The sequence below is a fragment of the Trichocoleus sp. FACHB-40 genome (assembly GCF_014695915.1).
Lineage (GTDB): Bacteria > Cyanobacteriota > Cyanobacteriia > Cyanobacteriales > FACHB-T130 > Funiculus > Funiculus sociatus.
In genome coordinates this window covers 204,617-219,405 of sequence record NZ_JACJPF010000101.1, presented here as the reverse complement: position 1 = coordinate 219,405, position 14,789 = coordinate 204,617, and the positions used below count along the sequence as shown (strand labels likewise).

General features: G+C 46.0%; 13 protein-coding genes and 1 pseudogene. 5 read left to right on the top strand and 9 right to left on the bottom strand.

Translation table 11 applies throughout. The features are described from left to right. Positions 1 to 487: 487 nt before the first annotated feature. Positions 488 to 886 (bottom strand): response regulator, encoded by a 399-nt coding sequence (locus H6F63_RS24110; protein ID WP_190427293.1) that lies wholly within the window; start codon positions 884 to 886, stop codon positions 488 to 490. Between the two features lie 164 nt (positions 887 to 1,050). Here H6F63_RS24110 and H6F63_RS24105 point away from each other — a divergent pair, with 164 nt between their 5' ends. Continuing rightward, positions 1,051 to 3,567: a DNA topoisomerase (ATP-hydrolyzing) gene (locus H6F63_RS24105; protein ID WP_190639890.1), complete on the top strand. Its 2,517-nt coding sequence runs from the start codon at positions 1,051 to 1,053 to the stop codon at positions 3,565 to 3,567. 48 nt (positions 3,568 to 3,615) lie between these two features. Here the strand turns inward: H6F63_RS24105 and H6F63_RS24100 are convergent, their stop codons facing one another. Beyond that, positions 3,616 to 3,762, bottom strand: a complete 147-nt coding sequence (locus H6F63_RS24100) for a hypothetical protein (protein ID WP_190639889.1) — start codon at positions 3,760 to 3,762, stop codon at positions 3,616 to 3,618. A 1-nt stretch (position 3,763) separates the two neighbouring features. Here H6F63_RS24100 and H6F63_RS24095 point away from each other — a divergent pair, with 1 nt between their 5' ends. Then, positions 3,764 to 5,062 (top strand): ATP-binding cassette domain-containing protein, encoded by a 1,299-nt coding sequence (locus H6F63_RS24095; protein ID WP_190639888.1) that lies wholly within the window; start codon positions 3,764 to 3,766, stop codon positions 5,060 to 5,062. A gap of 68 nt (positions 5,063 to 5,130) precedes the next feature. After that, a pseudogene (locus H6F63_RS24090) lies at positions 5,131 to 5,331 on the top strand (restriction endonuclease subunit R); the annotation flags it as partial. A gap of 114 nt (positions 5,332 to 5,445) precedes the next feature. On the opposite strand, the gene H6F63_RS24085 reads toward H6F63_RS24090, so the two are convergent. Together H6F63_RS24085 and queG are read right to left on the bottom strand one after the other, a co-directional pair. Then, positions 5,446 to 6,087, bottom strand: a complete 642-nt coding sequence (locus H6F63_RS24085; protein ID WP_190639887.1) for an HAD-IA family hydrolase — start codon at positions 6,085 to 6,087, stop codon at positions 5,446 to 5,448. 71 nt (positions 6,088 to 6,158) lie between these two features. Then, positions 6,159 to 7,109, bottom strand: coding sequence for a tRNA epoxyqueuosine(34) reductase QueG (queG, locus tag H6F63_RS24080; protein ID WP_190639886.1), 951 nt, complete (start codon positions 7,107 to 7,109; stop codon positions 6,159 to 6,161). 187 nt (positions 7,110 to 7,296) lie between these two features. Between queG and H6F63_RS24075 the strand changes: the two genes are divergently transcribed. Then, positions 7,297 to 7,728 carry a ketosteroid isomerase family protein gene (locus tag H6F63_RS24075; RefSeq protein ID WP_190639885.1) on the top strand — a complete coding sequence of 144 codons (432 nt, stop codon included), beginning with the start codon at positions 7,297 to 7,299 and terminating at the stop codon, positions 7,726 to 7,728. 139 nt (positions 7,729 to 7,867) lie between these two features. Here the strand turns inward: H6F63_RS24075 and H6F63_RS24070 are convergent, their stop codons facing one another. The 5 genes from H6F63_RS24070 to H6F63_RS24050 form a co-directional block, all read right to left on the bottom strand. Continuing rightward, on the bottom strand, positions 7,868 to 8,299 hold the full coding sequence (locus H6F63_RS24070) for a hypothetical protein (RefSeq protein ID WP_190639884.1): 432 nt from the start codon (positions 8,297 to 8,299) through the stop codon (positions 7,868 to 7,870). 252 nt (positions 8,300 to 8,551) lie between these two features. After that, positions 8,552 to 8,980, bottom strand: a complete 429-nt coding sequence (locus H6F63_RS24065) for an anti-sigma regulatory factor (protein WP_190639883.1) — start codon at positions 8,978 to 8,980, stop codon at positions 8,552 to 8,554. Between the two features lie 4 nt (positions 8,981 to 8,984). Beyond that, entirely contained in the window at positions 8,985 to 10,685 is a 1,701-nt protein-coding gene (locus H6F63_RS24060; RefSeq protein WP_190639882.1) for a SpoIIE family protein phosphatase, read from the bottom strand. A 4-nt stretch (positions 10,686 to 10,689) separates the two neighbouring features. Further along, positions 10,690 to 10,860 carry a hypothetical protein gene (locus H6F63_RS24055; RefSeq protein WP_190639881.1) on the bottom strand — a complete coding sequence of 57 codons (171 nt, stop codon included), beginning with the start codon at positions 10,858 to 10,860 and terminating at the stop codon, positions 10,690 to 10,692. A 184-nt stretch (positions 10,861 to 11,044) separates the two neighbouring features. Beyond that, entirely contained in the window at positions 11,045 to 11,767 is a 723-nt protein-coding gene (locus tag H6F63_RS24050; RefSeq protein WP_190427327.1) for a response regulator transcription factor, read from the bottom strand. Positions 11,768 to 12,437: 670 nt separating this feature from the next. On the opposite strand from H6F63_RS24050, the gene H6F63_RS24045 reads away from it, so the two are divergent. After that, the gene (locus tag H6F63_RS24045) at positions 12,438 to 14,639 is read left to right on the top strand and encodes a PAS domain S-box protein (RefSeq protein ID WP_190639880.1); all 2,202 of its coding nucleotides are present in this window, start codon (positions 12,438 to 12,440) and stop codon (positions 14,637 to 14,639) included. Positions 14,640 to 14,789: the final 150 nt, after the last annotated feature.

Here is a 14,789-nt window from a genome sequence, read left to right as displayed (position 1 = left end):
TTCTCAAGGGGGACTAAGACTTGATTTTCCCTCCTTTTCTCTAGCGCAGCGGCGCGTTAGCGCGGGGGCTGGGGGGATCAAGCTAAGTTTTGACACTTTTCTAAAGAATGATTGTAGGTTGAGTTTGTGGAAGCATCTGGGCGAAATTTCTTAGGGGGCAGACAATAAAATAGAATTTCTGCTAGGGCGCTAGGTTTTTGGACTCATCCCCCAACTTACGCGGGAGCGGAGTTTGCAGCGGATAACACTTGTCGCTATTCCCTGCCAAGCCGCTTCAGCCAGAATTAAGCTGTAAGCATAAGCAAACAGCCATTACTAGCCAACGTATTCCTTTAATAATACAGATGTACTAAACTGGGTTTTACCCAGTCCAGAGGTAAAAGCAGAAATGCTAAAGTCTTTGGTCAAGCGATCGCAACCGAGTTCTCGTGGAATACTTTGGCTTTCTCTTTTGGGCAGGCGATTGCACTGCCCCTACGACTCAAGACTACTGTGGTGGCAACAATGCAATAATTTGCTCCACAAACAGTTGATGATCGACAACTGGTTTAGAAATGTAGCTATCGGCACCGCTTTGCTTAAGGAAATTTTCCCGATCACCCTCCATAGCGTGAGCCGTAACCAGGATAATAGGCAAATTAGCCGTTTGGGGATCAGCTTTCAACATTTGGGTAATTTTTATGCCATCAACCGACTTACCTTGGTAAACACTGTGTGCCAGGGATACATCCATCAAAATAATGTCAGCTTCTCCGGACTGGGCAATTTGCATTACCTCTTCTACATTTTCGGTATGCTTAACTGCCAAGCCACCTCGTTTGCTCAGAATCTTAGAAAAAACCCGAGCATTAATCGGATCGTCTTCTACAATCAGAACGGTTTTCATCGAGTTTTTCCTTTCTTTGGCGCTTGTTTGGAGAGTCGTGGTCATAACTGCGTTCCATCCTATTGTGAAAGGTTCTTTGTCACGTTGCCATTTGCTAAGCGATTTGTCATCAATCTCTAGATGCAAAAAAAATTTGTGTGTTCAGGAAATAGGAAATAAAACTCATGGCGAAACAATTGAACCTGCTGGCGACTGGACAGATCATCCCCACGCCTCTACACGCGGAGATGCAACGGTCATATCTTGAATATGCCATGAGTGTGATTGTCGGGCGTGCCTTACCCGATGTCCGCGATGGATTAAAGCCAGTTCATCGGCGTATTTTGTATGCCATGCACGAACTGGGATTGACTCCAGACCGCCCTTATCGGAAGTGTGCGAGGGTGGTGGGAGACGTTTTAGGCAAATATCACCCCCACGGCGACCAGTCGGTTTATGACGCTTTGGTGCGCCTGGTGCAAGATTTTTCCAGTCGCTATCCCCTACTAGCTGGTCATGGTAACTTTGGCTCGGTGGACAATGACCCACCAGCTGCTATGCGCTATACAGAGACGCGACTAGCGCCGATTGGCAATGAAGCGCTTTTGAGCGAAATTGGCGAGGCAACAGTTGACTTTATTGGCAACTTTGACAACTCCCAACAGGAACCAACTGTACTGCCAGCACAGTTGCCAATTTTGTTACTCAATGGTTGCGCTGGAATTGCCGTAGGTATGGCGACTAATGTACCGCCGCACAACTTGGGTGAAGTGGTGGATGGTTTAATTGCCCTTATCGATCGCCCTGATTTATCGGACGAAAAGTTATGGGAGCTGGTTCCGGGGCCAGATTTCCCGACTGGGGGCGAAATTATTGGCACGGAGGGAATTAGAGAAGCTTACAGCACTGGGCGCGGTATTATCCCGGTGCGGGGAGTGGCTACGATTGAGGAAATGCCAGCCAGTCGCGGTCGCCGAGGGCGGACGGCGCTGGTGGTGACAGAGTTGCCTTTCCAGGTGAATAAAGCATCTTGGATTGAAAAGGTGGCGGAACTGGTCAATCATGGTCGAATGGAGGGCATCGCCGATCTGCGGGATGAGAGCGATCGCGAGGGTATGCGCGTGGTGGTAGAACTGAAACGAGACGCCAACCCTCAAGATGTCCTCAGTAATCTCTACAAGCAAACTGCGCTGTGTACAAACTTTGGAGCGATTTTGCTGGCGTTGGTAGACGGACAACCGCGCCAACTGACACTGCGCGAAATGTTGCACGAATTTATCAATTTCCGCGAACAAACCCTGACTCGGCAGTATAGTCACGAGTTAGGGGAGGCAGAAAGACGCCTCCACATTGTGCAAGGGTTGGTAGCATCTTTATCTCAGCTGGATGCTGTAATTGAAATTCTGAGAAATGCTCCCGATGGTAGCAGTGCGAAAATCTCCCTGCAAGAACGGTTGAACATCAGCGAAGTGCAGTCAGATGCAATTCTGGCAATGCCAATGCGCCGCCTGACGGGGTTGGAGAGGCAAAACTTACAAGCTGAGTTTGAACAACTTTCAGAGAGAATAGGAGTATTGCGGGTTTTACTAAGCGATCGCCATGAATTGCTAAAAGCTTTGAAGAAAGATTTGCGAACTCTCAAACGTAAATTCGCAGATGCGCGTCGCACCAAAATAGTTGTCCCTCGTAAGTCGCGACAAACGGCTGAAGCTAAAGAACGAAAAACTGACAAAAAAACCACAGCCGACAACCCACAACAAACAACAGACAATCCACAATCCTTAGAAGAAGTTACTCTGGAATTTACCCGCCGGGGGTATGTGCGGCGGCTGTCAAAAAGTGGAAATAAATCAGCGTCTGGTAAAGGTAACGGTGGAAGTCGTCCAGATGATTTTGTGGTGCAATTAGAGCAGACTGACACTACAGCAGAATTAATAGTTCTGACTGGTGGCGGCAAAGCTTACCCGGTCAAAGTTCGCGATATTCCGCCCACAACTGGGCAGTCGCGAGGCACGCCACTCATAACATTGTTGTCTAGTTCTGCTCAAGCTGCTGCTGAAACAATTGTTTCCCACTTTGTTTTACCAAAAGAGCCGGAAAACGCCGATTTAATTCTTTTGAGCAAACAGGGGAAAATTAAGCGTTTACCAATGGTAGAACTTGCTAATATTTCCGGTCGCGGCTTGACGATAATTAAATTGAAAGAAGATGATGAATTGAAGTATGTCAACCTGACTCAAAGCGGCGAACATTTAATTTTGGCAACTACTGGTGGGCGCTTGCTTAAGGTGGAAGTTACTGAGGAACAGTTCCCGGCAATGGGACGGGCAACGATGGGGGTGCAAGCATCCCGGTTGCGCCGTGGTGAGCAAGTTGTCGGGTGTGTAACGCTGCGTCCTGATGATAGTGTATTGCTGGTTTCTGGGTTGGGTTACGCTAAACGCTTGCCTGAAAATACTCTGAGATTGGGAAATTTGGGCGACATTGGAACTCAGGTGATGCAGTTTACTGATAAAACTGATGTTTTGCTGGGAATGATACCAGCTAGGAAGGGAGAGGCGGTAATGCTGCTGACGAGTCGAGAGCGAGTAGTGCGAAGTCCTATAGATTCAATCAGGTTTTGGGGGAAAGATGGGACAGGCGATCGCATTCTTCAACCCAACGCTGACGAAAAAATCGTCAATGTAGTTATTGGTCAGTAGCTAATGGCTAATAGCTAATAGCTAATGGGAAGAGAAAACAATTAGCTATTAGCTATTAGTTATGGCAACCTGCGACCAGTCGTGAAGATGCTGCACGCGATCGCTAAATTCTGGACATCCAATCAATGTGCAACGCTGATTGTTGCGCGGCTTTGTAAGTAACCGAGAATAGATTGGTAGTGGATATTGATTCATCGTGGCAAAAGTTGTTATAGAGAACGTTTACAAAAGCTTTTCCGTTCGTAAAGGGGAAGTTGTCGCACCAGTAACGGCAGAACTGCTGACATCAGTAGATGAAGCAGACAAGTCTTCGCCTACTGGAAATACGAATGTTTTGCGACGGATTCATCTGACGGTGGAAGATGGCGAGTTTATGGTGTTGGTGGGGCCTTCGGGTTGCGGCAAAAGTACCCTGTTAAGGATTATTGCCGGACTCGAAGAGTTGACTGGCGGCAATATCTGGGTAGGCGACTCCTTGGTGAACGACTTACCGCCGAAGGAACGAGACATCGCGATGGTGTTTCAAAGCTACGCCCTCTATCCCCACATGACGGTTTATGACAACATCGCCTTTGGATTGCGACGCACAGGGAGAGGGGGAGAAGGGGAGAAAAACCCTTCACTCACTCCTAAGTCCTCTTTGCCAATTTGGGCGGAAAATCTGTTGGTGGAGATGACGCGATCGCTTCCTAAACATCTTCGCTACATACCCGAACGCGAGAAAGCGATTAATGAGCAGGTGCGGACGGTTGCTCAATTGTTGCAAATTGAGCCGCTCTTAAACAGGTTGCCAAAACAACTGTCGGGAGGACAAAAGCAGCGAGTTGCACTGGGACGCGCGATCGCGCGAAACCCCCAAGTGTTTTTGATGGACGAACCCCTATCTAACTTAGATGCTAAACTCCGGGCGGAAACTCGCGCCCAAATTGTCAAGCTTCAGCGACAACTAGGTACGACAACAATATACGTCACCCACGACCAAACTGAAGCGATGACGATGGGCGATCGCATTGCGGTGATGAATCACGGTAAAATCCAGCAAATCGCCGCACCTTTGGAAATTTATAACCATCCTGCTAACCGCTTCGTGGCGGAATTTATCGGTTCTCCGCCGATGAATTTTCTCCCAGTACAGGTGAAAGCCCCTTTGTTAATTACCCATTCTCAGTTTCGCCTCACCTTACCTGATATTTGGGCATCGACACTGCAAAAATACGACACGCGATCGCTTACTTTAGGCATCCGTCCCGAACACTTAAGTATCGGCGTTCCCGCCCCTAAAAATCTACAAGTACGAGTCGATTTGGTGGAAGCACTAGGCAACGAAACTTATTTATCTGTAACTTTGCTTGATTCACCTACCACATCTCCCTTACAAGTCCGAATCCCACCAGACAAAGAGGTGAAAATAGGCGATCGTTTGTGGTTATCCTTAACACCAGAAAAAATTCATTTCTTCGATCCACAAACTGGCATGGCAATTACCTCGCGTTAGTCATTAGTCATTAGCTCATTGCTAATGACTAATTGCTAAGTTTATTACCATTAGCTATTGATTAACTTATGACAACACTAAACGCCCGCAATTTATCTCTAGACGATGCTCATCGTTTTTTAAGATTTCAAGAGCAGTACAACGGCTCATTCACGCCTTTATTATCGCTAGAAACTCTGACAGAATTTGAACACCAAGAACTTGTACAAATCAGGAATGACTTTCGGCACTACTTAACAGCAGGAAAAGTTTTGGAAGGACAGGTGAAGGGATGCTCCTAAACCCAATAAACCCAATATTAGCTTTGGTTTTCGTTACCTCAACCCAACCTACTTGCTTCTACAAATTTGGTAATCTAATCCTGCGCCTTGTTTTTGAAAACCCTATTTTTTCAAGCTTTCTATAACTTCAATCAATTCCTGGGGATTGTAAATTAGAAAATCTGGATTATGCTTGGCTAACACTTCTTTGGAATTAAACCCCCAAGTGACTGCGATTGCTTTCACATTACTTTTTCTAGCTGCTTCTATATCTCTAGTTTCATCTCCAACATAAATAACATCTTGTTGTTTGATGTTATGTTGTTTTAAAAAACTATTTATTACCTTGTGCTTGCCAAAAACAGTAGGAGCTGAGTAAAGAAAATCAAAAATTTCTAAAAATACATTATTTTCCAAAAATAATGTCACATTATCTTGGGAATTAGAAGTAATAATTCCTAAAGTATTACCTTGAGCTTTTAGCTCTATAAGAGCTTCTTTAATTCCGGGAAATGGTTTTAGCTCTTGAATTTTATTATTTAAGCCTGCTCTAACTTTCCTGAGCAGAAAGGGTAACTTAAAGAAGGAAACACCAGATTTGTGAATAATTTCTCTAGAACTTAAATTTCGGAATTGTTCTATATCCTCTAGAGTGGCTAGCTTATAACCAAATTCTAAGGCTAAACAATTAGTAATACTCACAATGGCATCGAACGTATCAGCAATTGTGCCATCAAAATCAAAAATAATGGCTTTTTCGGTCATTGGTTTGGGTGTATCTCTTGGGATAAATTTTGTTTTGTGTACCGCCCACTTCTCCACCCTATTTTATTGGTTTAGTTGCCTGAAGCTTCTAGATTTGTTCTGGCATTGCGCCGCAACATCTCTGGTTTGATCCGCCGCAGGGCTGAGGCTGGAAACCGACGATCCCATTCTTCATCAGAAATTTCAGCTAATTCTGTTAAAGTGGGAGCCACATTTTCAGGATAAGGCTGAAACTCTGTAAGGTCAGTAGGCTTAGCGAAACGCTGGTTCCAAGGGCAAACATCCTGGCAGATATCGCAACCAGCAACCCAGCCTTGTAAATGGGGGGCGATCGCATCTGGCAACTTTTGAGTTCGATTCTCAATCGTGTGGTAAGCGATGCACCGCGAAGCGTCTACCACAAAGGGCTGAGTAATTGCACCCGTAGGACAAGCATCTAGACAACGAGTACAAGTCCCACAATGTTCAGTATGAGGCAAGTCAGGCGTTAAGTCGAGGTTAGTCAAAACTTCCCCCAAAAACACCCAAGAACCGTACTCTCGCGTAATGACATTCCCATTTTTGGCAGTCCAGCCAATCCCAGCCTGCTGCGCCCAGGCTTTATCTTGCACTGGCCCAGTATCAGCATAGTAACGCGCCTGAATACCTTCGCCTTGTTCTTGCAACCAGTTAGCTAGTGCTTTCAACTTTTTATGCAAAACTTTGTGATAATCCCGTCCCCAACCGTAACGGGAAATTTTCGCATATTCGCTGCCTTCGGGACGCTGCTGAGGCGTGTAATAGTTGAGGGCAACACAAATGAGCGATCGCGCCTCTGGCATCACCAGGCGAATATCCTGACGCTTGGGATTCGCCATCCATTCCATATCTGCCTGATAGCCTTGTGCCAGCCACGCCTGCAATCTCTGCGCCTCTAAACCGTCTGCTGCCCCATCTACAGCCGCAATTCCCGCCTTGTGGAATCCTAACTCCAAGGCGAGTTGCTTCACCTGACTGCTGCTGACGGACACTTTCACACTCATTTTGGATACGTTTTTAATTATCCGAATTTCATTCTAACCTCAATAAAAGACTATATACTTTAGCTTTTCTGTACGGTTTTTCTTATAAAAATGGCTAATCAGGACATTTTGAGAAAATCCCTCTAAAAGAGCAGGTGTAAACCTGCTTTTTTGTTTAATACTAATAGCGTGGTTTCTTCTTAAACTGATGACACTTGCCGACAATTTGCCCGCAACCGAATCTGTTTCTACCACTGAGTTTAAAATTGAAGGACTAAATGAGCCAGTGGTACTGCGTTACTTTGAAACGATGAACGCAAGTGACTTTGAAGCAACAGCTGCTTTGTTTGCAGAAGATGGAGCAATGAATCCTCCGTTTGAGTCGCCGATAGTGGGGCCAGAGGCGATCGCATCTTACCTGAAAGCAGAAGCCCAAGGATTTACACTTTCTCCCCGTCAGGGAATTGCCGAAACTTTAGAAGACACTAATACACAAGTCCAAGTCAGCGGCAAAGTGCAAACACCTGTGTTTGGTATCAATGTCTCCTGGCTATTTATCCTTAACCCAGAACGTCAAATTATTTCCACCACTATCAAACTCTTGGCATCTCCCCAAGAACTCTTAAATCTACGCCGCTAAATGATATTGTCTCTCGTTAAGAGTCACAGACTGAGAATGCCTGCTGTGTTGGCTTCGCTAACACGCTTAAATTTGAAGAGAAAGCAGGCACCTCCCAATTGGCATTCCGGGTCCCCGCCTGGAAACGAGGGCAATTTGATTACGCTGCTGATTGTTGCCAAGAAAGTGCCAACATCTCACGCCATAACTCTAGATCCTTGGGAGCGCATACCCAATCTGGGTGACTTGTCCGCAGCAGACTTTCGAGTGTTTCTTGGTCAAAAAGGTGCCATACGGGTGCGCCATTCACAACAGACGCTACGGCAAAGCAATTTGCGCTGATACAGTGAATGGTACAAAAACAGGTTGTCCGCTCTATCCTCATCTGCTCCTCTGGCTGCATAGCTTTAAACAGCCGAATTGTTTGCTTCCACTCATCCAGAGAGCATACATTTAAGCCAGGAATTGCTACTTTCAGAGTGCGATCACCATTTACCGCAATCCAGTAGTAGCGTGCTGGATCGATTCCCTCCAGCCAGGGTGATTCATCATCAAGGCGGTAACGCGGAGCCAGGGGAAACAAGTGTTTCATAGCGATCGCCAACGCAAAATTAAAATTTAATGTCTTAACTTTTTCAAATAGTAAATATTAATTAGATTAAATCAATTCTTCTTAGTAAAACTTGACAAAAAGGTTTTTTATTCAACCTTTTTTACAAAGCTATCCCATCCCCATTGCCAACAACCAGCTTTAAAAGGTAAGCAAATTTTAGGTCAAAAGCTTTGCTTGAGTCCCCTGTGTTTAACTGTAAGACACCCTAATTGAATATTCGTTGATACGTCCCTAAGCTTTAGTTGCCTCTGGTAAGCTTGCTTCCAGCTTCAGACAGTTGCGACCATTTACCTGTAAGCGGTATTCCACCCTGTCCATCAGTCGGTTCATAATTAACCAACCATAGCCGCTTTCCTGTTTATCATCCGGGTTGGGTGGTAGATAAGTTGATAAATCAAATCCCTGACCGTGATCCCAAATTTCTAGAGCAATATCCCGCTCTTTCAGCTCCAGACGAATCAACACTGGCAGATTTGGTTGATCTCTATGAGCATGACGCACCACGTTTGAGTATGCCTCCACCAAAGCCAATCGTAAGCGATTCGATTGACGAGGCCAATCAACCGAGTCGGTCAGCTCAACTTCCAAACAGCCCAGCAGCCAGCTTTCGACAATCGTCAAAAACTTTAAGTCACTTGGTACGTGCAGCTCAGTTCTCATTTATTTAAAGAACCTCCAGAGAGAGTATAGTTTGGTCGTCTTCCTGAACGTTGTTCGTCTGTTCTCGAATCCGGGCTAATAAGTTGGTCAAATTGAAAGGCGCTGGCTCTTGCCTAAGAAGTTTCCAAAGACCATCTTGTGTCAGCATACTACCCTGGGGTTCCAAGCTCCCACCAACATCCGATTGACCCGGTTCGCTCGACTGAGTGACAGTCGCTTCGGTGATCCCGTCACTCGTCAGCAAGAATATTTCCCCTGCATTTAAAGTTACCTGTCCCTGCTTGGCTTTCCAGACTGGTAGAATCCCTAGAGGAATGCCACGAGTCTTCAGGAAATTCGGCTCAAGTGCCGAGTCCTCAAGTTGTGCTGATTGTTGCAACACTGCTTGATGCGACCATATGAGGGGATAGATGTGACCAGCATTGGCATAGACGAGAGTATGATCTGCTGGGGTATAACGAGCCAGCACCATTGTAATAAAGCAGTTAGTGCTGACTAAATCATCTGACATAATACTGTTTAAATTCCGCATTACGACATCTGGCTCCGGAGAAATTTCTTGAGCCAGTTCCCGGCGCAACACGGAAATCGCACTAGCCATAAATAACGCGGCTGGTACGCCTTTACCAGATACATCTCCTACTGCCAGCCAGATGTCGCCTTGGGGATGGAAATATACTTCAAAAAAATCACCCCCCACTTCTCTAGCTGCTACGCAACAGGCTTGTACCTTAAGACCTTCTACTTCTGGCCAGCTTTGCCGCAGTAGGTTGTTTTGGATTTGCCGTGCTACTTCTAGTTCGGCGCGCATTTGCTGAGCCTGCTGTTGCGTGCGCTGGTAGAGTTTTGCCTGAGAAATTGCCAATGCTGCTTGTTCGGCAACACCTTCAATTAGCTGCACTTCTTGGGGTTCCCACATCCCATTTTGAGTGTCCTGATAGAGGCAGAGAACTGATTGCTGCTGTTGCTGGTAGATCAGGGGTACAACTAGATGGGTGTATTGCGTTCCTTGTTCTTCGCCTTGAGCCAATTGTGTTTGGTGAGTCTCAAGGGCAGCTTCGAGGGCGGAATCAATATTAGGGAATTGACTAGCGGCGGCATTAGGATTTTGGTATGAGAAGGCTTCGCTCGTCAAGCGATCGCCTTCTACTGGTCTGAGAATACAACGGCTTGCCTCAAATGTCTGACCAATTGTATTGACAACCGTTTGCAGCATACTGTTGTAGTCAAGTGACTCCCGAATGGCAGTTGTCACTGCATTAAACAGTTCTTCTCGTCGCAAAGCACGGCGCAGTTCGTTTGTTCTTTGCTTTAGAACCTTGTAAGTTTCTGAAGCTTGTTGAACTACTGCTTTCAGGTTCTCTGGGTTCCAGGGTTTGGTGATGTATTTGAATACCTGACCTGAGTTAATTGCGTCCACCAAGTCTTCAACATCCGTATATCCGGTTAACAGGATGCGAATTGTATCAGGGAAGCGCTCAACTGTTTTGCTTAAAAATTCCGTGCCGTTCATCTGGGGCATTCGCTGGTCAGAGATAATCACAGCCATTTCCCCTTCTGCCTCCAATACTTGCAGCGCCAAGGCGGCACTGTCGGCTTTGAAGACTCGAAAATCTCGGCGGAATGTTCGATACAGCAAATCTAGGTTGTCATGCTCATCATCAACCACCATCAGTTTGAGTTTGCTCCCTTCTGCCTGACTCATCGGCTCATACCAATTGTGGATTGTGGATTGTGGATTGTGGATTGTGGAATGGAAAAAAGGTAATTGCTAACACCCCATTTTTGCTTTTCACCTCTTCCCCAGTCACCTCCTCTCCATATATCGCTTGAGGGTTAAGATTAAACATCGACAGCTTAAGGGTAATCCAAATGGTCATACTTTGTTTTAATACAGCCAACCGGAGACAACGCTAAAAGCGTTTTTACCCTGTTAGATGCCGCTGATTGATGATTTGGTCAGAACGACAGCTGATAAAAAGTTTAAAATGCAAAATTAATAAATTAATCATCGCTTTTTTAATTTTTAATTTTGCATTTCAAACTCTGATGGCTCAAGAGTGTTTATCCTACTAAACCAGAGCGCAATGCACGCACAGCTGCTTGGGTGCGGTCATCGGCACACAGCTTATTTAAGATGTTCCGGACGTGGGTTTTTACGGTTCCTACGGTGATGTATAGTTTTTCGGCGATCGCGGCATTGCTACAGCCTTCAACAATCAGTTGGAGAACTTCCAATTCCCTTTCTGTCAGGGGGTAAGCTTCTATTAGCTGAGAGTATTCTGGCTCTGTAGCATGAATTATTACCGTTTTTGATGCAGGTGCTAAATCGCCTCCTGCTTGACTGGCTCTGGTCTGCCTTAAGACAATTCGGGCGATCGCTGGATCGATCCATCCGTTGCCTTCGTGAGTCACTTGCAGCGCTTCGAGCAATTTATCAAAACTGATATTCTTCATGCAGTACGAGTCTGCACCTGCTGCGAATGCCGCCAGCACTGCTTCTTCGTCATCTTGCAAGGTCAACACCAATACTTTCGTGTTAGCTGGGTCTTCCAATGCTGCCTGCGCTTCTTTGAACGTTCTTGTTAATTCAATCCCGTCCATATCTGGCAGACCAATATCGACAATGGCGACATCTGGCTTGGTCGCTTCCAGTAACTTCAGACCTTCGGCGGCATTTGCTGCCTCGCCGACAAATTCTATTTCCCCACGCTGTTGCAGCGCTGTTCGTATCCCGACCCTGGTTAGGTCGTGGTCTTCAATTAAAGCTACGCGAATTTGGCTCATCTTCTACTTCCACACTTTCCAATTCTATGACTTTCTTAAAATAATTGAGTTTATAAACATTTTGCAGCAGTCAATTAAAGTGCATCCCTTCAGTGTTCTGATAATTTATTCCCTCCCAAGCAAATTTCAGCGCTTTTGTTTACTAAGGGTAGTCTAGGTAAACATTACACTACATTAATGTCAAGGGCAGCGTTTGTTTCTGGTGACAGTTTAGGGACTGGTTAATTGTAGTACAAACCTGTGAGCGATCGCGCCCTTTAAACCACCACTGCTCTTGATTTTGTCAAGACCCTATACTTAAACACGGAACACAGCCAAAGCAAACCACGCGATCGCAGCCAGACATAGGCGTTGCTGGAAATCGCTGGATGTTATCGGCTATAATTCTCCACATTGCTTGAGTCGGTGCCATTAGAACAATCACGGTTTTCAACTAGCGCTGGTATGAGTATACCGGGTTGGCAGCCTTAGAATCACCCTTTTTGCGGATTTCTTAAAATCTCGATCTTCAAGAGGGATTGGGGATTAGGGCAAAGCAAATACAGCGTTGCGTCATGGACATGGTATAGTCTGCCTAATGCCTATTAGGGTTTGACTTGTTGGAACAGGGGTGGTTCTATATTAATCCCTATCAGGGATTGAAATAAAAGCACAAAACAAAAAGTTCGTAATGACCGCCTCTGGAACTCAACAACTGCGTCTTCTCTGGTCAGACTTACCCGTGCGTCGGCGGGGTGCGCTGATTATCGCCATTCCCATTTTGTGTCTTTTAACTTCAGTAGTAGCGTTTGCGGCACTTCAACGCAGTAACGCAGTGGCGCAACAGTATGTAGACCATACTCAAAAGGTGCTTTTGTATGCCAATCGCTTGCTCACAGCTTTAGTGAATGCCGAAACTGGAGTTCGGGGTTATGCTCTGACGAATCGCCCTGAATATCTGCAACCCTATGATTCTGGGATGGCTAGCATTCCTCACACTATTGAGGAACTGAGTCAGCTAGTCAAAGATAAACCAGAACAGCAACAACGAGTCCGAGAGATTCAATCGCTTTCCCAGCGAAAAATCGACATTATGAACCAAAATGTGGCTAGGTTAAGAGCCATCCAACAAGGAGCCACTGACACCTTCAGATTGGATGCTCAAGACAAAATCACTATGGATGCCATTCGTCGGCAAATTACTGATTTTTCTAGGGAAGAGGAGATACTGCTTTCTCAGCGCAAACAGGAATTAAACCAGCAGCAGGTAATGACCATAGGCGTACTAGGCACTACGGTCATACTTGGGGTGCTAGGCTCGCTGGCAGCTGTGTATCTGTTTGACCAGTTAGACCGGGAACTTGCAGAACGGCAAACTGGCTTGCGCGAAAGTAACATTCGCATCCAAGCAATTTTGGATAATGTGGTTGATGGGATTATTACTATCAATGAGCAGGGACACCTGGAGTCTTTTAATAAAGCTGCGGGGATGATGTTTGGTTATGAACCAGAGGAAGTTGTTGGCAAAAACCTAAAACTCTTGCTGGCACAATACTTTAGCGGTGATAGTGTCCAAACTCTAAACCGCTTTGTTGGCAATGACTATTCCAAAATTCGGCGGCTGCAAGAGACGGTGGGACAGCGGCAGAATGGGACAGTGTTCCCGATGGAGTTAGTCTTTAGCGAAATGCGATTGGACAATCAGCACCTGTTAATTGGGATTGTCCGCGACATTACGGAGCGCAAACAGTCGGAGGAAATTCTGCGAAAACAAGCGACTCTGCTCGACTTGGCAAATGATACGATTATTGTGCGCGATCGCCACGATCTGATTACCTATTGGAATCAGGGTGCAGTGCGGATTTATGGCTGGAGAAAAGAAGAAGCCATTGGTCAATTGAGCCACGCCTTATTCAAAACCGAATTTCCGCAACCGTTAGAAGAAATTCAAGAAGTCTTCCAAGAAGAAGGTTATTGGAAGGGTGAAGTTGTTCACACCAAGCGCGACGGAAGCAAGATTACTGTTTCTAGTCGTTGGTCGTTGCAGGTGGATGATGACGGGGAACCGTTAGCAATTCTGGAAATTAACAGCGACATCACCGACCGCAAAAAAGCTGAAGAAGATTTGCGATCGCGTGCAGGGGAATTAGCCAGACTTGGTTCTATCTTGGTTCAAACTAACACCGCCCTAGAAAAACGTAACCAAGAACTCGACCAGTTTGCTTATATTGTCTCCCATGACCTGAAAGCACCCTTGAGAGCGATCGCTAACCTCTCCACTTGGATTGAAGAAGATTTACCTGGTGAATCCGAAGAAACCCAGCGCAATATAACTTTACTGCGATCGCGCGTTCATCGTATGGAAGCACTGATCGATGGCATCCTCCATTATTCCCGCGTCGGAAGAGTCAAAGCATCAGTTGAAAAAGTGGACGTTGCTAACTTACTAGCAGAGATCGTAGACTCCCTAGCACCCCCACCCGCCTTTACCATCAGCGTACAACCAGGAATGCCTACTCTTTCCACCCAACGCCTGCTCTTACAACAAGTTTTTGCCAACCTGCTTTCCAACGCCATCAAACACCACGATCGAGCCGATGGAACGGTGACAATATCTGTTCAAGACCAAGGCAACTTTTACGAATTTGCCGTAGCAGATGATGGGCCAGGAATTGCTACCGAGTACCATGAGAAAGTTTTTGAGATTTTTCAAACCTTAAAAGCCCGCGATACGGCGGAAAACACTGGCGTTGGTTTATCTCTAGTTAAAAAAATTGTCGAGACTCAAGGGGGAAGCGTCCGCTTGGAATCTCAAATAGGTCAAGGATCGACATTTCGCTTTACCTGGTCTAAATTTCCGCCAAGAAGCGAGGAGTTAGAAGTTATGAGTTAGGAGTTGAGAGGCGAGAAGTTTCCTTGTTAAATATACGCCTCTAGGCTGTAGGCTAAGCCTTCCCCTTGGGGGAGGGTAGCTTGGTTTGTTAGGGCTTACGCACGTCAACACGCTGTAGGGGCATGGCATTGCCATGCCCCTACGACAGAA

What these genes read in the sequence shown, in the direction of transcription:
- H6F63_RS24085 (WP_190639887.1), bottom strand. Translation starts at nt 6,087, where the DNA reads ATGACCGAAAAAGCCATTATTTTTGATTTTGATGGCACAATTGCTGAT.
- H6F63_RS24050 (WP_190427327.1), bottom strand. Translation starts at nt 11,767, where the DNA reads ATGAGCCAAATTCGCGTAGCTTTAATTGAAGACCACGACCTAACCAGG.
- H6F63_RS24055 (WP_190639881.1), bottom strand. Translation starts at nt 10,860, where the DNA reads ATGACCATTTGGATTACCCTTAAGCTGTCGATGTTTAATCTTAACCCT.
- H6F63_RS24045 (WP_190639880.1), top strand. Translation starts at nt 12,438, where the DNA reads ATGACCGCCTCTGGAACTCAACAACTGCGTCTTCTCTGGTCAGACTTA.
- H6F63_RS24065 (WP_190639883.1), bottom strand. Translation starts at nt 8,980, where the DNA reads ATGAGAACTGAGCTGCACGTACCAAGTGACTTAAAGTTTTTGACGATT.
- H6F63_RS24060 (WP_190639882.1), bottom strand. Translation starts at nt 10,685, where the DNA reads ATGAGTCAGGCAGAAGGGAGCAAACTCAAACTGATGGTGGTTGATGAT.
- H6F63_RS24070 (WP_190639884.1), bottom strand. Translation starts at nt 8,299, where the DNA reads ATGAAACACTTGTTTCCCCTGGCTCCGCGTTACCGCCTTGATGATGAA.
- H6F63_RS24075 (WP_190639885.1), top strand. Translation starts at nt 7,297, where the DNA reads ATGACACTTGCCGACAATTTGCCCGCAACCGAATCTGTTTCTACCACT.
- H6F63_RS24100 (WP_190639889.1), bottom strand. Translation starts at nt 3,762, where the DNA reads ATGAATCAATATCCACTACCAATCTATTCTCGGTTACTTACAAAGCCG.
- queG (WP_190639886.1), bottom strand. Translation starts at nt 7,109, where the DNA reads ATGAGTGTGAAAGTGTCCGTCAGCAGCAGTCAGGTGAAGCAACTCGCC.
- H6F63_RS24110 (WP_190427293.1), bottom strand. Translation starts at nt 886, where the DNA reads ATGAAAACCGTTCTGATTGTAGAAGACGATCCGATTAATGCTCGGGTT.
- H6F63_RS24105 (WP_190639890.1), top strand. Translation starts at nt 1,051, where the DNA reads ATGGCGAAACAATTGAACCTGCTGGCGACTGGACAGATCATCCCCACG.